At 40.1% G+C, this 15460-nt stretch carries 21 protein-coding genes and 1 tRNA gene; 18 read left to right on the top strand and 4 right to left on the bottom strand.

The genetic code is table 11. The features are described from left to right. The 5 genes from MHH61_RS01345 to MHH61_RS01325 all read left to right on the top strand — a co-directional run bounded on the left by MHH61_RS01345 (nucleotide 1) and on the right by MHH61_RS01325 (nucleotide 6096). The gene (locus tag MHH61_RS01345) at nucleotides 1-954 is read left to right on the top strand and encodes an ROK family glucokinase (RefSeq protein ID WP_125586582.1); all 954 of its coding nucleotides are present in this window, start codon (nucleotides 1-3) and stop codon (nucleotides 952-954) included. 213 nt (nucleotides 955-1167) lie between these two features. Next, nucleotides 1168-3087 carry an LTA synthase family protein gene (locus tag MHH61_RS01340; protein WP_025092969.1) on the top strand — a complete coding sequence of 640 codons (1920 nt, stop codon included), beginning with the start codon at nucleotides 1168-1170 and terminating at the stop codon, nucleotides 3085-3087. An 85-nt stretch (nucleotides 3088-3172) separates the two neighbouring features. Further along, complete coding sequence (locus tag MHH61_RS01335; RefSeq protein ID WP_025092970.1) at nucleotides 3173-4297, top strand: M14 family metallocarboxypeptidase; 1125 nt, start codon at nucleotides 3173-3175, stop codon at nucleotides 4295-4297. A gap of 154 nt (nucleotides 4298-4451) precedes the next feature. After that, nucleotides 4452-5705 carry an MFS transporter gene (locus tag MHH61_RS01330; protein WP_056767338.1) on the top strand — a complete coding sequence of 418 codons (1254 nt, stop codon included), beginning with the start codon at nucleotides 4452-4454 and terminating at the stop codon, nucleotides 5703-5705. A 76-nt stretch (nucleotides 5706-5781) separates the two neighbouring features. Beyond that, complete coding sequence (locus tag MHH61_RS01325) at nucleotides 5782-6096, top strand: MTH1187 family thiamine-binding protein (protein WP_024427984.1); 315 nt, start codon at nucleotides 5782-5784, stop codon at nucleotides 6094-6096. Nucleotides 6097-6320: 224 nt separating this feature from the next. Here MHH61_RS01325 and MHH61_RS01320 read toward each other — a convergent pair whose 3' ends face one another. Beyond that, nucleotides 6321-6494: a DUF2759 domain-containing protein gene (locus MHH61_RS01320; RefSeq protein WP_003217333.1), complete on the bottom strand. Its 174-nt coding sequence runs from the start codon at nucleotides 6492-6494 to the stop codon at nucleotides 6321-6323. Between the two features lie 157 nt (nucleotides 6495-6651). Between MHH61_RS01320 and MHH61_RS01315 the strand changes: the two genes are divergently transcribed. Next, nucleotides 6652-7290, top strand: coding sequence for an MBL fold metallo-hydrolase (locus tag MHH61_RS01315; RefSeq protein ID WP_024422981.1), 639 nt, complete (start codon nucleotides 6652-6654; stop codon nucleotides 7288-7290). Between the two features lie 47 nt (nucleotides 7291-7337). Here MHH61_RS01315 and MHH61_RS01310 read toward each other — a convergent pair whose 3' ends face one another. Further along, a complete protein-coding gene (locus tag MHH61_RS01310; RefSeq protein WP_003217440.1) occupies nucleotides 7338-7580 on the bottom strand; it encodes a DUF2626 domain-containing protein in 243 nt (80 codons plus the stop codon). Nucleotides 7581-7792: 212 nt separating this feature from the next. Here MHH61_RS01310 and MHH61_RS01305 point away from each other — a divergent pair, with 212 nt between their 5' ends. Next, a complete protein-coding gene (locus MHH61_RS01305) occupies nucleotides 7793-8173 on the top strand; it encodes a Spx/MgsR family RNA polymerase-binding regulatory protein (protein WP_007501232.1) in 381 nt (126 codons plus the stop codon). A 55-nt stretch (nucleotides 8174-8228) separates the two neighbouring features. Here the strand turns inward: MHH61_RS01305 and MHH61_RS01300 are convergent. Then, a tRNA-Gln gene (locus tag MHH61_RS01300) sits at nucleotides 8229-8299 on the bottom strand. 96 nt (nucleotides 8300-8395) lie between these two features. Between MHH61_RS01300 and MHH61_RS01295 the strand changes: the two genes are divergently transcribed. The 9 genes from MHH61_RS01295 to MHH61_RS01255 all read left to right on the top strand — a co-directional run bounded on the left by MHH61_RS01295 (nucleotide 8396) and on the right by MHH61_RS01255 (nucleotide 13660). After that, the gene (locus MHH61_RS01295) at nucleotides 8396-9271 is read left to right on the top strand and encodes an STAS domain-containing protein (protein WP_024422979.1); all 876 of its coding nucleotides are present in this window, start codon (nucleotides 8396-8398) and stop codon (nucleotides 9269-9271) included. A gap of 177 nt (nucleotides 9272-9448) precedes the next feature. Next, nucleotides 9449-10519 (top strand): competence type IV pilus ATPase ComGA, encoded by a 1071-nt coding sequence (gene comGA, locus MHH61_RS01290; protein WP_041117979.1) that lies wholly within the window; start codon nucleotides 9449-9451, stop codon nucleotides 10517-10519. Continuing rightward, entirely contained in the window at nucleotides 10500-11540 is a 1041-nt protein-coding gene (gene comGB, locus MHH61_RS01285; RefSeq protein ID WP_125586580.1) for a competence type IV pilus assembly protein ComGB, read from the top strand. Before comGA ends, comGB begins: the two co-directional genes overlap by 20 nt. 16 nt (nucleotides 11541-11556) lie before the next feature. Next, nucleotides 11557-11850 carry a competence type IV pilus major pilin ComGC gene (gene comGC, locus MHH61_RS01280; RefSeq protein WP_024422977.1) on the top strand — a complete coding sequence of 98 codons (294 nt, stop codon included), beginning with the start codon at nucleotides 11557-11559 and terminating at the stop codon, nucleotides 11848-11850. After that, nucleotides 11843-12289 carry a competence type IV pilus minor pilin ComGD gene (gene comGD, locus MHH61_RS01275; protein WP_125586578.1) on the top strand — a complete coding sequence of 149 codons (447 nt, stop codon included), beginning with the start codon at nucleotides 11843-11845 and terminating at the stop codon, nucleotides 12287-12289. The genes comGC and comGD overlap by 8 nt, the downstream gene beginning before the upstream one ends. Beyond that, on the top strand, nucleotides 12273-12587 hold the full coding sequence (gene comGE / locus MHH61_RS01270; protein WP_025092974.1) for a competence type IV pilus minor pilin ComGE: 315 nt from the start codon (nucleotides 12273-12275) through the stop codon (nucleotides 12585-12587). The genes comGD and comGE overlap by 17 nt, the downstream gene beginning before the upstream one ends. Next, nucleotides 12499-13026, top strand: coding sequence for a competence type IV pilus minor pilin ComGF (gene comGF, locus MHH61_RS01265; RefSeq protein ID WP_335374388.1), 528 nt, complete (start codon nucleotides 12499-12501; stop codon nucleotides 13024-13026). The genes comGE and comGF overlap by 89 nt, the downstream gene beginning before the upstream one ends. After that, nucleotides 13023-13406 (top strand): competence type IV pilus minor pilin ComGG, encoded by a 384-nt coding sequence (comGG, locus tag MHH61_RS01260; RefSeq protein WP_125586574.1) that lies wholly within the window; start codon nucleotides 13023-13025, stop codon nucleotides 13404-13406. Before comGF ends, comGG begins: the two co-directional genes overlap by 4 nt. 59 nt (nucleotides 13407-13465) lie before the next feature. Beyond that, nucleotides 13466-13660 (top strand): YqzE family protein, encoded by a 195-nt coding sequence (locus MHH61_RS01255; protein WP_056767455.1) that lies wholly within the window; start codon nucleotides 13466-13468, stop codon nucleotides 13658-13660. A 34-nt stretch (nucleotides 13661-13694) separates the two neighbouring features. Here the strand turns inward: MHH61_RS01255 and MHH61_RS01250 are convergent, their stop codons facing one another. After that, on the bottom strand, nucleotides 13695-13973 hold the full coding sequence (locus MHH61_RS01250) for a DUF3889 domain-containing protein (RefSeq protein WP_171464609.1): 279 nt from the start codon (nucleotides 13971-13973) through the stop codon (nucleotides 13695-13697). Between the two features lie 299 nt (nucleotides 13974-14272). On the opposite strand from MHH61_RS01250, the gene tapA reads away from it, so the two are divergent. Beyond that, complete coding sequence (gene tapA, locus MHH61_RS01245; RefSeq protein WP_125586572.1) at nucleotides 14273-14800, top strand: amyloid fiber anchoring/assembly protein TapA; 528 nt, start codon at nucleotides 14273-14275, stop codon at nucleotides 14798-14800. Nucleotides 14801-14852: 52 nt separating this feature from the next. After that, the gene (gene sipW, locus MHH61_RS01240) at nucleotides 14853-15425 is read left to right on the top strand and encodes a signal peptidase I SipW (RefSeq protein WP_024422971.1); all 573 of its coding nucleotides are present in this window, start codon (nucleotides 14853-14855) and stop codon (nucleotides 15423-15425) included. Nucleotides 15426-15460 lie beyond the last annotated feature (35 nt).

The following is a 15460-nucleotide window of genomic DNA, read 5'->3' as shown; positions in this document are numbered from 1 at the left end:
ATGACAGGGGATTGGTTTGTAGGTATTGATCTTGGCGGTACGACAATTAAGCTTGCGTTCATTAATCTATATGGTGAAATTCAGCATAAGTGGGAGATTCCTACGGATAAATCCGGGCAGACGATTACAGTCGATATTGCCAAATCAATTGACCATAAACTGGTTGAGATCAGTATGCCGAAATCAGCACTTATTGGGATCGGAATGGGTGCACCTGGACCTGTAGATAAAGTATCTGGCATCGTCTATAAAACAACGAATCTGGGCTGGACAAACTACCCCTTGAAAGATCACCTAGAGGCAGAGACGGGATTTCCATCTGTCATTGAAAATGATGCGAATATTGCTGCACTCGGTGAAATGTGGAAGGGTGCAGGCGATGGCGCAAAAAATATCCTGATGGTCACACTTGGAACAGGGGTTGGCGGCGGCATCATCGTCAACGGTGAAGTTGTTCAAGGGGAGACAGGTGCTGGCGGAGAAATTGGCCATATTTGTGCCGTTCCATTTCAAGGAGCACCGTGTAACTGCGGAAGAACAGGCTGTATTGAAACGATCGCATCTGCAACTGGCATCGTCCGGATTGCAAAGGATAAATTAGAAACCGAGCAGCATACATCTTCACTTGGCAAGCTCGCTTCGCTATCGGCAAAGAATGTATTTGAAGCGGCAGAAAATGGAGATGATCTTGCAATGCGTGTCGTAGAAGAAGTGACGACACATCTTGGACTTGTCCTAGCGAATCTTGCTAGTGCTTTAAACCCAACAAAAATTGTAATTGGCGGCGGTGTTTCAAAAGCAGGTGAGCTTCTTCGCAGTAAAGTAGAGCGCATTGTGAAACAACATGCTTTCCCGCCTTGCGCTGACGATGTTGAAGTGGTAATTGCATCACTCGGAAACGATGCGGGTGTTATCGGCGGTGCATGGATGGCAAAAACCAAATGGCTGTCTTGAACAAAAAAGTCATAATGATGTCATTTTTATTAAAAAAAGCGATAGATAGGCATGAAATTGGATGTTTAGCATATTCATAAGTTTGTCATGAGGAAAAAGACATTGATTTTCCATCATATACAGGATAAGATATACTTTAGTTATTTTTCTAGAAGCACCAATAATTAGGGTATATCTAGAGCCTGGGTGCGCGCTTAGCATAAGGAGGTTACAATGCGAAAGAATAGATTAAAGGCGATTTCATTTTTACTGATTGCGACATTGCTGATGTGGGTCAAAACCTATGTTATCTATAAATCTAGCTTCAATATTAAAATTGAAAATTTCATGCAGGAGTTTATCCTGTTTATTAATCCGCTTAGCTTTCTCTTGTTTATCTTCGGTATCGGTTTATTTTTCAAAGAAAAAAATCGCAATCGATATATCATCGTGACAAGCTTTATCCTAACATTCGTTTTGTTAGCCAACATTGTGTTTTATCGATTCTATAGTGATTTTCTAACCATCCCCGTCCTATTTCAAACAAACAATATGGGTGACCTCGGGTCCAGTATTACCTCTTTAATTGAACCAGTCGATTTACTGATGTTTGTTGATATCATCATTTTAATTTGGCTCTATAAAAAACAGCCTTCCTTTAGAACAGATGTCACCGTTTCACGAAAAGAACGAGCAGCATATTACTTATTTGTGGCAGCTACATTTTTCTTTAATCTTGGTTTAGCTGAAACAGAAAGACCAGAACTGCTTACTCGCTCATTTGACCGTGAGATGCTGGTGAAAAATATCAGCTTATATAACTTCCATATTTATGATGGGGTATTGCAATCGAAGCAGTCCGCCCAACGAGCTCTTGCTGACAGCAATAGCTTAACTGAAATTGAAAACTATGTAAGTGCAAATCAAACGGACCGTAATGAAAAGACATTTGGTCAAGCAAAAGGACGAAATGTCATTCTTATATCACTTGAATCTACACAGAGTTTCGTGATCAATGAAAAATTAAACGGGAAAGAAATTACTCCGTTTTTAAACAAATTGATCAAGAAGAGCTATAACTTTACTAATTTTTATCACCAAACAGGTCAAGGGAAAACATCTGATTCAGAGTTTATTGTAGATAATTCTCTTTATCCACTTGGAAGAGGGGCTGTGTTCTTCACAAATCCAAGTAATGAGTTTACAGCGACACCTGAGCTGTTAAAGGATGAGGGCTACCACTCTTCTGTTATTCATGCGAATAACAAAAGCTTCTGGAACCGTGACCTTATCTACGATAGCTTTGGCTACGATAAGTTCTTTGATATTAAATCATTTGATGTGAATGAAGAAAACTCAGTTGGCTGGGGACTGAAAGATGGTCCGTTCTTTGAGCAGTCCGCTGAATTAATGAAATCGATCCCGCAGCCTTTCTATACGAGATTGATTACATTAACGAACCATTTCCCTTTTGATTTAGATGAGGAAGATAAGCTCATTGATGAATATGATTCAAAGAGCAAAACACTGAACAAGTACTTCCCTACAGTGCGTTATCAAGATGAAGCCCTTAAGCTTTTCTTTAAAAAGATGAAGGAAGCTGGGTTATACGATAACTCCATTTTTGTTTTGTATGGGGATCACTACGGAATTTCTGAAAACCATAACGAAGCCATGGGACAATTCTTAAATAAAGAGATTACGCCATTTGAAGAAGTGCAGCTTCAAAAAGTCCCGTTTGTTGTACACATTCCAGGGGTAACGGATCAACATCCAAAAGAAATTGATACGGTAGGCGGTCAGGTCGATATCCGTCCAACTGTACTCAATCTTCTAGGGATTGATACAAGTAAACAAATTCAATTTGGTCATGACCTTTTATCAAAAGATACGAATGACTTTACAGTACTCCGTGATGGAAGCTTTATTACGAAGGACAGCATTTTTACAGATGGTGTTTGCTACAATAAAGAGACAGGCGAGCCAGCAGATGATAAAAATGTGTGTCAGTCTTATGAAGAGAAAGCGAAGCAGGAGCTTCAATTCTCTGATCAAATCATCTACGGAGATCTCCTTAGATTTTATGATCGAAACAGCCCGGACCATTCACCATCCAAAAAAGAAGGTGAAACGGAGCTGAAAAAGGCGTCCTAATAGATGAAAAAACCTCTGCTATTTTAGAAGCAGAGGTTTTCTTTTTTTGTCTGACGGCTCATATAGTATGAGAGGAGGGATGTAAATGAAGACAACGTCGTTTGGAAAAATTGAATGGCAGCTGGATGAAGCAGGGAGGGATGCTGTGGCAAAGCAGCTTGGTATTGGCAAAGCTGCTTTTCATTTATCTAATCAATCAAGCACTGATAACCTTCTTTTACCGGGATATAGACTTCCAGAAGGAGTCCATGTATTTGATTCGATAGGTGATGTGCAGAGATTTATTGCACCTTACAGACTGCAGCAATCAGATGATTGGATTAATGGAACATTTGAATATGATAGCGCTCGATTAGAAGAAGAGCTGAGCCGCTTGAAAGCCGTATTTCCTTTTCTTCATATTAGCGTTATTGGCCATTCAGTGCTTGATACACCTATTTATGAGATCCGAACAGAGCCTGTTCAGCATTTACATTCTATTCATCTCAATGCCTCATTTCATGCAAATGAATGGATCACGACGTCTGTTTTATTAAAATGGTTGAAATCGCTTTGCTTAGCAGCGTCAGATCCGGTTCAGGCAAGACATTATGAAGCGGTTCATATCCTGCAGACCACCGCTTTATCCATCGTGCCAATGGTCAATCCAGATGGAGTGGATTTGGTTCGTAATGGACCGGAGTCACTAGGTCTTCATCGTGAAGAATTCACACTGCTAAACAAGGGATATTCCGATTACCGGGAATGGAAAGCAAATATTCGAGGGGTGGATTTAAACAATCAATTCCCTGCTTATTGGGAGATCGAGTACTATCGTCATCAGTCGAAGGCACCGTCCTACCGGGATTATCCTGGGCGCGAGCCATTAACAGAACCAGAAGCGAAAGCGATGGCCAATCTTGCGTTGCGAAAACGATTTGACCGGCTGATCGCCCTTCATACACAAGGAGAAGAGATCTATTGGGGGTTTCTTGGCCATGAGCCAGCCATCTCAAAAGAAACGGTCAAACGATTCGAACTAGTGAGCGGCTACAAACCGATCCAATATCTCGACAGCTATGCAGGCTATCGCGATTGGTTTATTTATCAATTTCATAGTGAGGGCTATACAGTCGAGCTTGGTCTAGGGAAAAATCCTCTTTCCATGGATCAATTTGATTCGATCTATGAAAAAACAAAGCGGCTTTTGTGGGAAGCGTGTAAATGTTAAAAGCACCTGTCTGGTGCTTTTTCATATTTTGAGAAAATCAATTGCTTATGGTCAATAAAAACAATGTTGAAGCAATTGACGAAGGCTTCCTAGTAAGCTATTGTGAAAGATATGGATGTAAAAAAAAGGATATGATTTAGGGAGATGTCGACTATTGAGTGCTCAAAGCCTGTGGAAAAGAAATTTTACTTATTTATTTGTTTCTAAAATGTGCAAAATTACGGCTGATAGTTTATCTTTCAACACCATCTTGTGGCTTTTAGTACTAGGAGGGAAAGGGGCCATAGGGACAGCTTTTTTTATTGCAGTCAGCTTTGTTCCTCAAGCGATTGTTGGACCATTTATTACGCCTATGATGAAGCCGCATCAATTGAAATTTTGGATGTGTTTTGCTGATTTAACACGAGGGGCGATTATCCTTGTGATCGTGGTTAGTTACTTTTATGGTTTCACACCATTAGTCCTCATCATTGGCTGTATGCTGCTGCATTCGGCGACAGGAGGCTCCTATGAACCGGCATCTGTATCGATTATCCCAAAGCTTGTTCATGAGGATCTCATACAAAAAGCGAATGCAACGATCCAATCAGCAAGTCATGTAGTAAGACTTGTGACGGTCACGATTTGTGGTGTCATGATTGCGTTTGTAGGCGTAGGTTATACAATGCTTGTGATCATTCCTCTTTACCTTTTGTCCGCTTTATTGGTGTTCATGATTTCATATCAAACAGAAGTCATCATCGATAAAGCCAAAAAAGGGTTATCTTACGGCAAAAGATTAATTCGAGGTTTTTCACTTGTGAGAAGCCATCATATTTTGTTTCCATTAGCGATTTTTTGTGTCTGCTCAAACTTTGCTGCGGCACCATGGGAAGCATTGTCTGTTATTTATTTAACGGAAGACTTACATAGTGGACCGGTCGTCTATTCATTCATCAAAGTCACAACCGCACTAGGCGCATTTTTGATGGGGTTTGTTTTGACAAAGATAAAAGTGAATCGGTATGGATTGCTGTTTATAGGTGCTGGGATTGTTGATGGAATCGCCTTCTTCATCACAGGTATGAACGCATTGTTACCACTTGTGTTTATATCAGCTTTTGCTTTAGGAGCAGCCATTAGTGCAGTTAACGTACCCGAACATACGATGATTCAATTGTCAGTAAAGGCAGAGGATCAGCCGCAAGTGTATGCGATCATTAACATGATTTCCTACTTGATGATTCCGTTAGGCGCCCTCATTGGCGGTTATATGGCAACCCTGTTTGGATCTGGGTATGTCATTGCGGCTGGCGGCATCATTGAAGCTGTTTCAGGTATATGCCTGCTTCTGTTTACAAAGATCGGGAAGGTAGAGAGAGCGGAGTTGACGATAGAACGAGACAAACCTGCCGTAAACGCAACGTAAGCATGGCATGATTGAATGAGGATAGGTTACAATGAGGACGAGAAAACATGAGAATTTAATGGAAAGGGGAAAAATTATGGCTATAGCAGACGTCACCATCATTCCAATAGGTACTGAAACACCAAGTGTCAGTGCTTACGTAGCAGATGTACAAAGAATTTTAGAAGGCTTTCAACAAGAAGGAAAAATCAAATATCAATTAACACCGATGAATACGTTAATTGAAGGCGAATTATCCGTTTTATTTGAGGTCATTCAGCGTATTCATGAAGCCCCTTTTGAAAAGGGATTGCACCGAGTAGCGACCAATATTCGCATCGATGACAGACGGGATCAAACCACAACACTTACAAGCAAATTAGAAAGCGTGAATAAGCATTTAAATCAATAAAAAAAGCCTGCTAAATGCAGGCTTTCAGCGTGTAGACAAACCCTCGCATTCTTTGTCAGTCCTGCGTTCCGGTGCTCACGAATGTCATATTCGCTCCGCTCCGTTACTCGTTTTTCCTAGGGCTGCAAGGGCTTTCTATCACGCTGAAAAGAAGACAAAGGGCTAAAATAAAAATCATTTTAGCCCTTTGTAGGAAATCTGAAAGCCTGCTATATGCAGGCTTTTTAATGTGCAGTTGGATAACCGCTATAGATGATGGTCATGACAGTGAACCATCCAAAAACCAAAAATGTAGCGCCTGCAAAAGCGATGGCAAGTACGTTCACTTTTTTTAGTGAGCGATAGATGCCGAGCGCAGCTAAAATCGTGACTAGACCAAAAATAATGACGAGCATCATGTGAAAGTCCCCCTTTGTCATCAATCCCCTTGATTTCCTTTCTTTTCATTTTAACCGTTTTCATAAAGCTTGTCGAGTAGATTCCAGTTGACGATTGTTTGAATTTTTATTGAATAGCCTTCATAATAAAAAAGAATGAATAAAGTAGGTGATGAAAATGAATTGGAGAAGAATGCCACTAGGCTATGTACAAGCGAACGCATATATTTGGAAAAACGAGCAGGGAGAGTGCTTAATTTTTGATCCAGGCGGTGAAGCGCAAAAGCTGATTTCCTATGTAAAAGAAAAACAGCTTACACCACTTGCTGTCTTATTGACACATGCTCACTTTGATCATATTGGCGCGGCAGATGAGGTGCGCGAAGAGTGGGGAGTGCCGCTGTATGTACACGAAAATGAAAAAGAATGGCTCACGAACGCTGAATTAAACGGTTCAGCTCGATTGATTGGGAATGGAATTACGGTCAAAGAAGCTGAAAAATTGATTACGTCAGAAGGAACGCTTCAAATTGGATCGTTTACATTAGAAATGTTCCATACACCAGGGCATTCACCAGGCAGTGTGTCTTACTATTCGGCGGAAGAGGGCTTTGTTATTTCTGGTGACACGCTATTTGAAGGCGGCATCGGGAGAACAGATTTAGTAGGCGGCAGTCAGGAAGTGCTGCTACAATCAATCCATCAAAAATTATTGTCATTGCCAGAATCAACTCTTGTTTTAAGCGGACATGGCGGGGAAACGACTGTGCTGACGGAGCAGGAGCAAAATCCGTTTATTAATGGTTTTTCTCTTTAATTGCAGGCATGAAAAAAGCATCTCTTTAAAAGAGATGCTTTTTTCAATTAATGTCCGGTACCGGGAACCATGATGAAAATCGAATAATATGTAAATCCGGCAAAGAAAATCGTCAAGTACGCTCCGAAAATGTAAATATACATTCTTTCGGATAAATTCAAGTAGGATAAAAATACAAAAAGAACGGTTTGACCGAAGAACAGCAGCGATGCATCTTTCATATGTCCTAAATAGAACATGACAGCAAAAATACCCGTCCAAAAGCCAAGCACGCGGAACATGCGATTCATTTCTTTCCCTCCCCTTAAAAACCCCTTTGATTCATATTATAGCTGATCATCACTTGTTATGTAAACATTTACATTTTTGACATCATGTGAACAATTTATTTTGAATGTAGAAAAAATTTTTTTGAAAAAATGATGAAAAAGTGTTTATGCTGAAAAGCATGAGGGTACTTACTCCATAAGAGAAAAGGTTAACGACCTAAGGAGGAAGACTAATGAGTGACATTACTTTTTATTCATACCCGAGCTGCACGTCTTGCCGCAAAACAAAACATTGGTTAAAGGCGAATCAAATTGATTTTAAAGAGCGTCACCTTTTCAGAGAAACGCCAACACTAGATGAATTAAAAAAGATTCTTTCTTTAACAACAGAAGGAATGGATGAAATTTTAGCCACACGAAGTCAGGCTTTTAAAAGCTTAAATTTAAATATTAATGACTTAAAGGTAAACGAGGTCTTACAGCTTCTCATTGAAAAACCAAAGCTGCTCCGGAGACCAATCATCATTGATGGGAATAAATTAGTGGTCGGCTATAATCCAGGAGAACTCATGAAAATATCAAAGAAGAAAGCGATACATCAATCGGTTTCCTAATAAAAAACGAAGATCAGCTGAAACAAGCTTCAGCCGTCTTCGTTTTTGTGCTGAACTGGGCTAGCTGGGTTCGAACCAACGATCACGGAGTCAAAGTCCATTGCCTTACCACTTGGCTATAGCCCAATATAAACGTGTAATGTTATTGTTCACCATCTGCGGTCATTTATACATAAAAGTTGTATGTCACGAGTTTTAGTGAAAAAGGAGCGAAAGAAATAAATGAAAAATGAAAAATCAAAGCAATTATACGAATTTATCCTAAAAGAAGCCCCTGTCATGACCGAAGAATGGCTAAAAACAAGAACAGAAGAAGGCTCATTATATTCTAAACATGCTTCAGAAGAAACGGAAAAGAAGCTGAAGGAACAGAACACGGCGTTTATTCAAACCATTGCAGCCACGCTTGTGACACTGTCTGACAAAGTAGAAAACCATTTGAAAAAGTGGTCTGTTGATATTGCACGTGATCGAGCAGTGCACGAGGTGCCGTTATATGAAATCATTGGACAGTTTAAGATTTTCCGCCACATTTTCTGTTCGAGAATTGAGACATTCACCCAAGAAACAGAGCTTGAAGTGACGCTGCAAGATGTGTGTCAGTGGAATCAGCATTTTCATGCCACATTTGATGACATGATTGAGCGTTTATCAGAAGAATATGACCGCGTGACACTTAGTCAGCTGAATGCACAAAGAGAGATGATTCAAGAACTAAGTGCCCCAGTTATTCCAGTATCAAAGGAAATTGGGATTTTGCCGCTGATTGGAGAGATCGATACGTACCGGGCCAAAATCATTCTGGAATCCGTACTAGAACAGGCTTCAAGACTGCGTCTAACGCATTTATTTATTGATATTTCTGGTGTTCCCGTTGTTGATACGATGGTGGCCTATCAGCTGTTTAAAGTGGTCGATAGTGCGAAGCTGCTAGGAATTGAGACGATTATTTCAGGCATCCGCCCAGAGATCGCTCAAACTGTAGTGAAACTCGGCATTGATTTCTCAAAAGTAAATACTGAACACAGCCTTGCAAAAGCTTTAGAAAAAAGAGGATTTCGTATCTTTGAAGAGCAGCCGCAAGAAGCCACATCATGACCAAAAAACCTGTACTTGTAAAAGTCAGGTTTTTTTATATGCTCTTTTCTAAAAAATGATGTAATGCATCGTGAGTTGAGGGTTTTCATCATTTATTAGTCATGAAAATCATAAATTGCTCTTTTGTCATTCACGTTCCGCCATTCTACAATGTGATCAGAGAAAGGAGTGATCCACTTGTATGGGATTGAATATTTAAGGCAAGAGCTGCTAGAAGAAGCATGCCGCATGAGGGCTTCTGATGTGCATATTGTGCCAAAAGAAAAGGAAGCTTCGGTGTCATTTCGTGTTGACTCAGATTTAATCCAGCAGCGAACCATTGATAAAAAAAGCGGAGAGCGGCTTATTGCACATTTTAAGTTTTTATCTTCTATGGATATCGGGGAAAAAAGGAGGCCGCAAAATGGCTCACTAGCTGTGATGCTAAGAAACGGTCAAGTGTTTATTCGGATGTCTACCTTGCCGACAGTGAATGATGAGAGTTTAGTGATTAGAATTTTACCGCAGGATCATGTTCCGAAAATAAAACATCTATCATTATTTCCGAAAGCCTCAGCCAGATTATTATCCTTTTTAAACCACTCGCATGGGCTCATTTTATTTACCGGTCCAACCAATTCGGGGAAAACAACAACCCTCTATTCACTGATCCAGTTTGCAAAAAAGAATTTTAACCGAAATATTATTACCCTTGAAGATCCTGTGGAAACAAGAAATGAAGAAGTATTACAGGTTCAAGTAAATGAAAAAGCCGGCATCACATATGCCGCTGGATTACGCGCTATATTAAGACATGATCCAGATGTGATTGTGCTAGGAGAAATAAGAGATGCTGAAACGGCCAGAACGGCGATTAGAGCAGCGCTGACAGGCCATTTAGTATTGAGTACGCTCCATGCAAAAAATGCAAAAGGAGCCCTTTACCGCATGCTTGAATTTGGTGTCACGATGAATGAACTTGAGCAAACGATGGTTGCGATTGCTGCGCAGCGATTAATCGAGCTCACCTGTCCTTTTTGCGGAGAAAGATGTCAGCTTTACTGTAAATTAAATCGACCGATCAGACGAACAAATGTATTTGAACTGCTGTTCGGAAAAGAGCTTGGTGAGTGTATCAAGGAGGCTAAAGGAGAATATGCTCACTCGTCATATGAAACACTGCAAAGATTAATTCGTAAAGGAGTGGCACTCGGCTATTTATCAAAAAACACTTATCATCGCTGGGTTTATGAAGAAGCGAGTCTCTAAAGTATGGTCTAAAAAGGACCAAGCTGAATGCCTATCAAAACTAGCTCAGTTGATTCAGGCTGGATATACATTGATTGAGGCATTAGTGATGGTGAATATCCAGTTATCAAAACAACAGCGGCAGCAATTAAAACTAGGTATTCAGTGGCTTCACGAAGGCGAGCCTTTTTATGTAGTGCTGGAGAGACTCCATTTTCAGCGGGAAGTCATCGCTATACTATGTTTTTCTGAGAAGCATGGCAGTCTAGCCCGTGCTTTAGAACAAAGCGCCCGTTTTTTAGAGAAAAAAATCAAACAGTTAGACACGTTTAAACGTATGTTACGTTACCCGCTTTTCCTCATCTTCACGGTTTTGGTCGTGTTGGTACTCGTTCAGCAAATGATCATTCCTCAATTTTCTGTTTTGTACTCATCGATGGATACCCGCATGTCTTGGCTGATTCAAGGGATGTTTGGACTATTTCAATTCCTTCATGCTTTTCTTCTCATCACTAGTTGTCTGTGTATCTGTCTTATTGGATATTATGCTGTTTTTTTTAGGAAAAAGTCGACCCTTGAGAAATTGAGGGTGATGAGTAAGCTGCCTTTTTTATATAAAGGGATGCAGCTGATGCATACGTACCTTTTTTCTCTTCAGCTCAGCGGACTGCTTCAAGCTGGATTATCGATGTACGAAGGTTTGCAAGCTTTTAAACAGCAAAGCTACCTGCCTTTTCTTCAAGAAATAGGTGAACAAATGATGGAAGAGTTAAGAAAAGGAGAAAGCATGGCCCATCAAGTAAGCGTGTCTCCTTTTTTCGAAAAACATTTTGCAGCCATTATCAAGCATGGTGAAGCCAGCGGAATGCTTGCGAGAGAAATGTACACGTACAGCCAATTTCTATTAGAGAATGCAGAGCTAAAAATTGAAAAATGGATTTCTTGGCTGCAGCCAGTTATTTATGGGGTAACAGCACTTCTTATACTCATCGTGTATTTATCTATTCTTTTACCAATGTATCAACTAATGGAGCAAGTGTAAGAAGGAGGACAGAGACATGAATGATAAAGGATTTACCCTGTTAGAAATGTTAATAGTCATGCTCGTAATATCCATTCTTTTACTCATTACCATACCGAATATCACACGTCATCACCAAGCGATTCAGGCAAAGGGCTGTGAAGGGCTTAAATCAATGGTCAGCACACAAGTGATGGCATATGAATTGGAGCATGATGGGAAGACGCCATCTTTAGCTGAATTAGAAAAAGAAGGTTATGTCAAAAAGGGATTAACTTGTCCTAATGGAAAAGCGATTGTCATTCAAAACGGCAACGTGAAGCATGAATAAATTATTTTTACATGAGAAGGGTTTTACCCTGATTGAACAGCTGTTGATTTTACTTGTTTTATCGATTTTATTGTCGATCATGGGAGGGAAAATCCCAAATATAATAGAGAGCGCTGAAGCCAAAAGACAAGTAAACATCATGAAACAAGATCTTCAATTGGCATCATATACTGCATTTATCAAAAAAACACGTGTACATGTTGGGATCCATCCGCCTCATGTATCTTATCAGGTAATAGACCAAAAGAGTAACGAAGTCATTGCTTCATATCAACATAAAAAGGGCAGCATCAAAACTTCTACATTCTCGCAAGGTATCTATTTTAATGCAAACGGACATCCAAGCAGCGGTGGATCTCTCATTGTCGAATTTGGCAGTCAATCGTATAAACTGACGATTTATTTAGGAAGCGGGCGAATCCATGTTCAAAAACAATAGAGGATTTAGTACGTTTGAAACACTGTTTGCCTGTCATCTCTTTCTATTTGCTGCCTTAGTGCTCATGCCAGCCTATGAAGAACTCATGATGGGGAAAAAGGAAGTGAGAGCCAAGCTTGAAGCTTATCAGGTTTTACATGAACAGATGAATGAAGCGTTTATAAATGGGACAACATCTTCCATCAAAAAGAAGAGAGGCGAGATCACGTATGTTTTCAATTGGCGTAAACAGAAGGGATGTGTTTCATACAAAGTACAAAAAAAAGAGACCATATGCTTTCAGCATGTGGAGCGATGACAAAGCTTTTACCCTTTTACAAGCTTTGTGGCAGTTGACGCTCTTTCTATTTCTTTCTTTTGGCTGTGGGCTGATCTTTTCAGCAGTGGAGAAAGCTCGTCCATTTGAAGACATCAACGGATTTTCCCAAATGGAGTGGAAACAGACTGTTCTGCAATTAGATGAGGAATTAAGTCGTGCCGATGCTGTGAAATCAGTGAAAGATGGAAAAGCGTTAGAGTATATTTCTGATCAAGGGCGAGTGGTAACGATTGAGCCATATCAAGAGATGCTTCGAAAACGAACGGATCAAGCTGGGCATCTTCCTTTATTGCATAAGGTGAAACAATTTCACGTGAGAACGAGTCAGCATAGAGCGATTCTAAAAGTCACAGATGGATCTGGTAAAGTGTATGAAGCCGTTTTTTTCACACATAAAGGAGTGGTTCGTAAATCGTGAAAAGAGAGGAAGGGTTTATCTATCCGCATGCACTTGCGGCGATTTTATTTTTTCTCTTGATCCTAGGGGCAATAACGATGGGGTTTCAAAAAGAACTGAAAAGTGCAGAGCTGACGATTTCCTTTTATAAAAAACAGCAGCTTTTTAGGGTGGGTGTGAGTCAAGCTGCCAGCACAGTAGAACGTATTTGTGCGAAACAGAAAACCCATATTGATACTGAAGAAGGCCGTGTGACACTGAAGCGGATGAAATGCGATCATAAGAAAAAACTTGTCCTTGTTTTGGTGAAGGTGAAAACAAAAGATGGTTTATCCGATGAGCGTGAACTGATGCTGGATTGGAAGACCGGTGAAATCATGAGATGGGCAAATCCTGATTAGCCAGTGTATAAAATCATCCTCTTCCTGGAAAGACTTGAAGGAAGAAGAGGTGAATGTGCTTGAAAACAAATGACTATGTAAAATATATGACGCAGGAAATCATTAAATATATGAATACACCACGTGACGAACGGAAGGAACACAAACAAGAAAAAATAGAAACGAAACCGCCGTTTTCACAGCGTTTATTTGGGGTTCTGCCGTTTGGCTTATCCATGATGCTTAAAGAACGCCAGCGCCATCGACGAAAGTAAAAAGCCGCCCAGCAGGCGGTTTTTTTATGCCACTTTAGCTGTATTCCTCCACAACAATCACTTTATTCACCTTGTTTGAGTAAGGGTTATAGGAAATGGTGACGAATACCCCAAATTCCTTTGTGTGGTCTTTTAACGTAATATGATACTGTTTCACAGATTCCTTATCGCGGTGGCGGTCCCATACTTTTTGTTTAAATAATACTTGCGTTAGCGGGTATCTTTTTTTTGCTTCTTTGACTGCCCGCGTTTCCCATTGATCTGCGGCGGCAGTCAAACCTCTCGCATCAACGGGTTTGACCTCTAGAATCATAGAACTCAGCAGTAAACTGAGCATGATTATGATTTTTCCATATTTCACTTAACATCACCTCACCTCTTCATATCCTGACCAAATCCTACATTTTTATGTAAGTTTTAAGAAGTACAAATGTCACACAAAAAAATATTGAATATGGTGAAAAAATGAGAAAATGGGAGAATTTTCTCGTAATGGTTCTTGTTTAAGAACAAAATGGACTAATTTGACGTTTTGGGTTTTATAGGTATTTCCTTATACTGTATATAATCGTTCTTTTTAAAGAACAATTGTTCAAGGAGTTGAAGGAATGAATGAAACAGTCGCTCTTTGTACTCTTTTGTGCCATTTGTTTGATTTTGACGTCTTCCCTCATGACACCAACGAATGCTTCTTTTAACGATGTTGAGCACAAAAACTTTGTCATGAAAACATGTGAAAATTTTGAACAGACAGATCAGCATTGTCAGCCTAAAAAATGGGATGAAAGTCAATTGGAGCTTATCGATCAAACGATGATCGAAGGAACAGTCTGCGCACCTCAAAAGCTGAGCATGACACTAAAAAATAGTGGACAGCCTATTGCGTACTCTGAATGGAAATGGGAATTACATAAAATAGGAAATGGTCAGAAGTCATTACAAGATGGTCATATTCTTGAAAAGGGCTCCATAAAGTCCCTGTTGTCGCAAGAAACAGCGACTGTCACGACAGATAAAGCAAAAACAAATGGAAGCTATGCATTTAAAATCTATTATCCTAAAGGGTTTGGCGCATCTGATCAGGCGTACTTTTGGTCTAAACCGATGGAGCTCTCAAAGTGTCAAGAAAAGGCGTCCTAAATGGAGCTGTCTTTTAAAGTGAAAAAATGATAGGCGAAGGGGAGAAGGGGTTATGAAAAAATGGATGAAAATGTCTGGGAGTATTCTTTATGTGATGGTGTTCACGGTGATGATAGCCTCTATTATTGTCGTGTTGTCATCAAGAACAACAGGAGGAGAACCTCAGATTTTCGGTTATCAATTGAAGCAAGTATTATCAGGTTCGATGGAACCAGAATTTTCAGCTGGGTCACTGATTGTTGTAAAACAGGTCGCCTCACCTGAGACGCTCAAAAAAGGAGATATTATTACGTTTCAAACAAAGCAGGATCAGTCCTTTGTGACCCACCGAATTGTTGGGGTGAAGGGAAAGGGTGCAAATAAAGCGTTTGAGACGAAGGGTGACAATAATATGTATCAGGACGGTACGCTGGTAAAAGCGGATCAGGTAACTGCGCAGTATATGGGAGTGAACATTCCTTATGCAGGAAAGCTTCTTTCGTATGCAGGGACATCAGCTGGAACTGCTTTGCTCCTTATTATACCAGGTGTCATGCTGCTCGTTTATTCAACCATTCATTTTGTGGGCGCAGCAAAACATCGTAGACACACGGCTGATGTACATATCTCAGAGGAACAAGCTTAAATCGTTTGTAACCTAATCAGGTTTCAATAAAACAA

Origin of the sequence: Bacillus sp. FSL K6-3154, from assembly GCF_040869395.1 — a bacterium.
GTDB lineage: Bacteria > Bacillota > Bacilli > Bacillales > Bacillaceae > Bacillus > Bacillus safensis.
The sequence above is the reverse complement of the archived record's forward strand: the minus strand, read 5'-3'. Positions and strand labels throughout refer to the sequence as shown.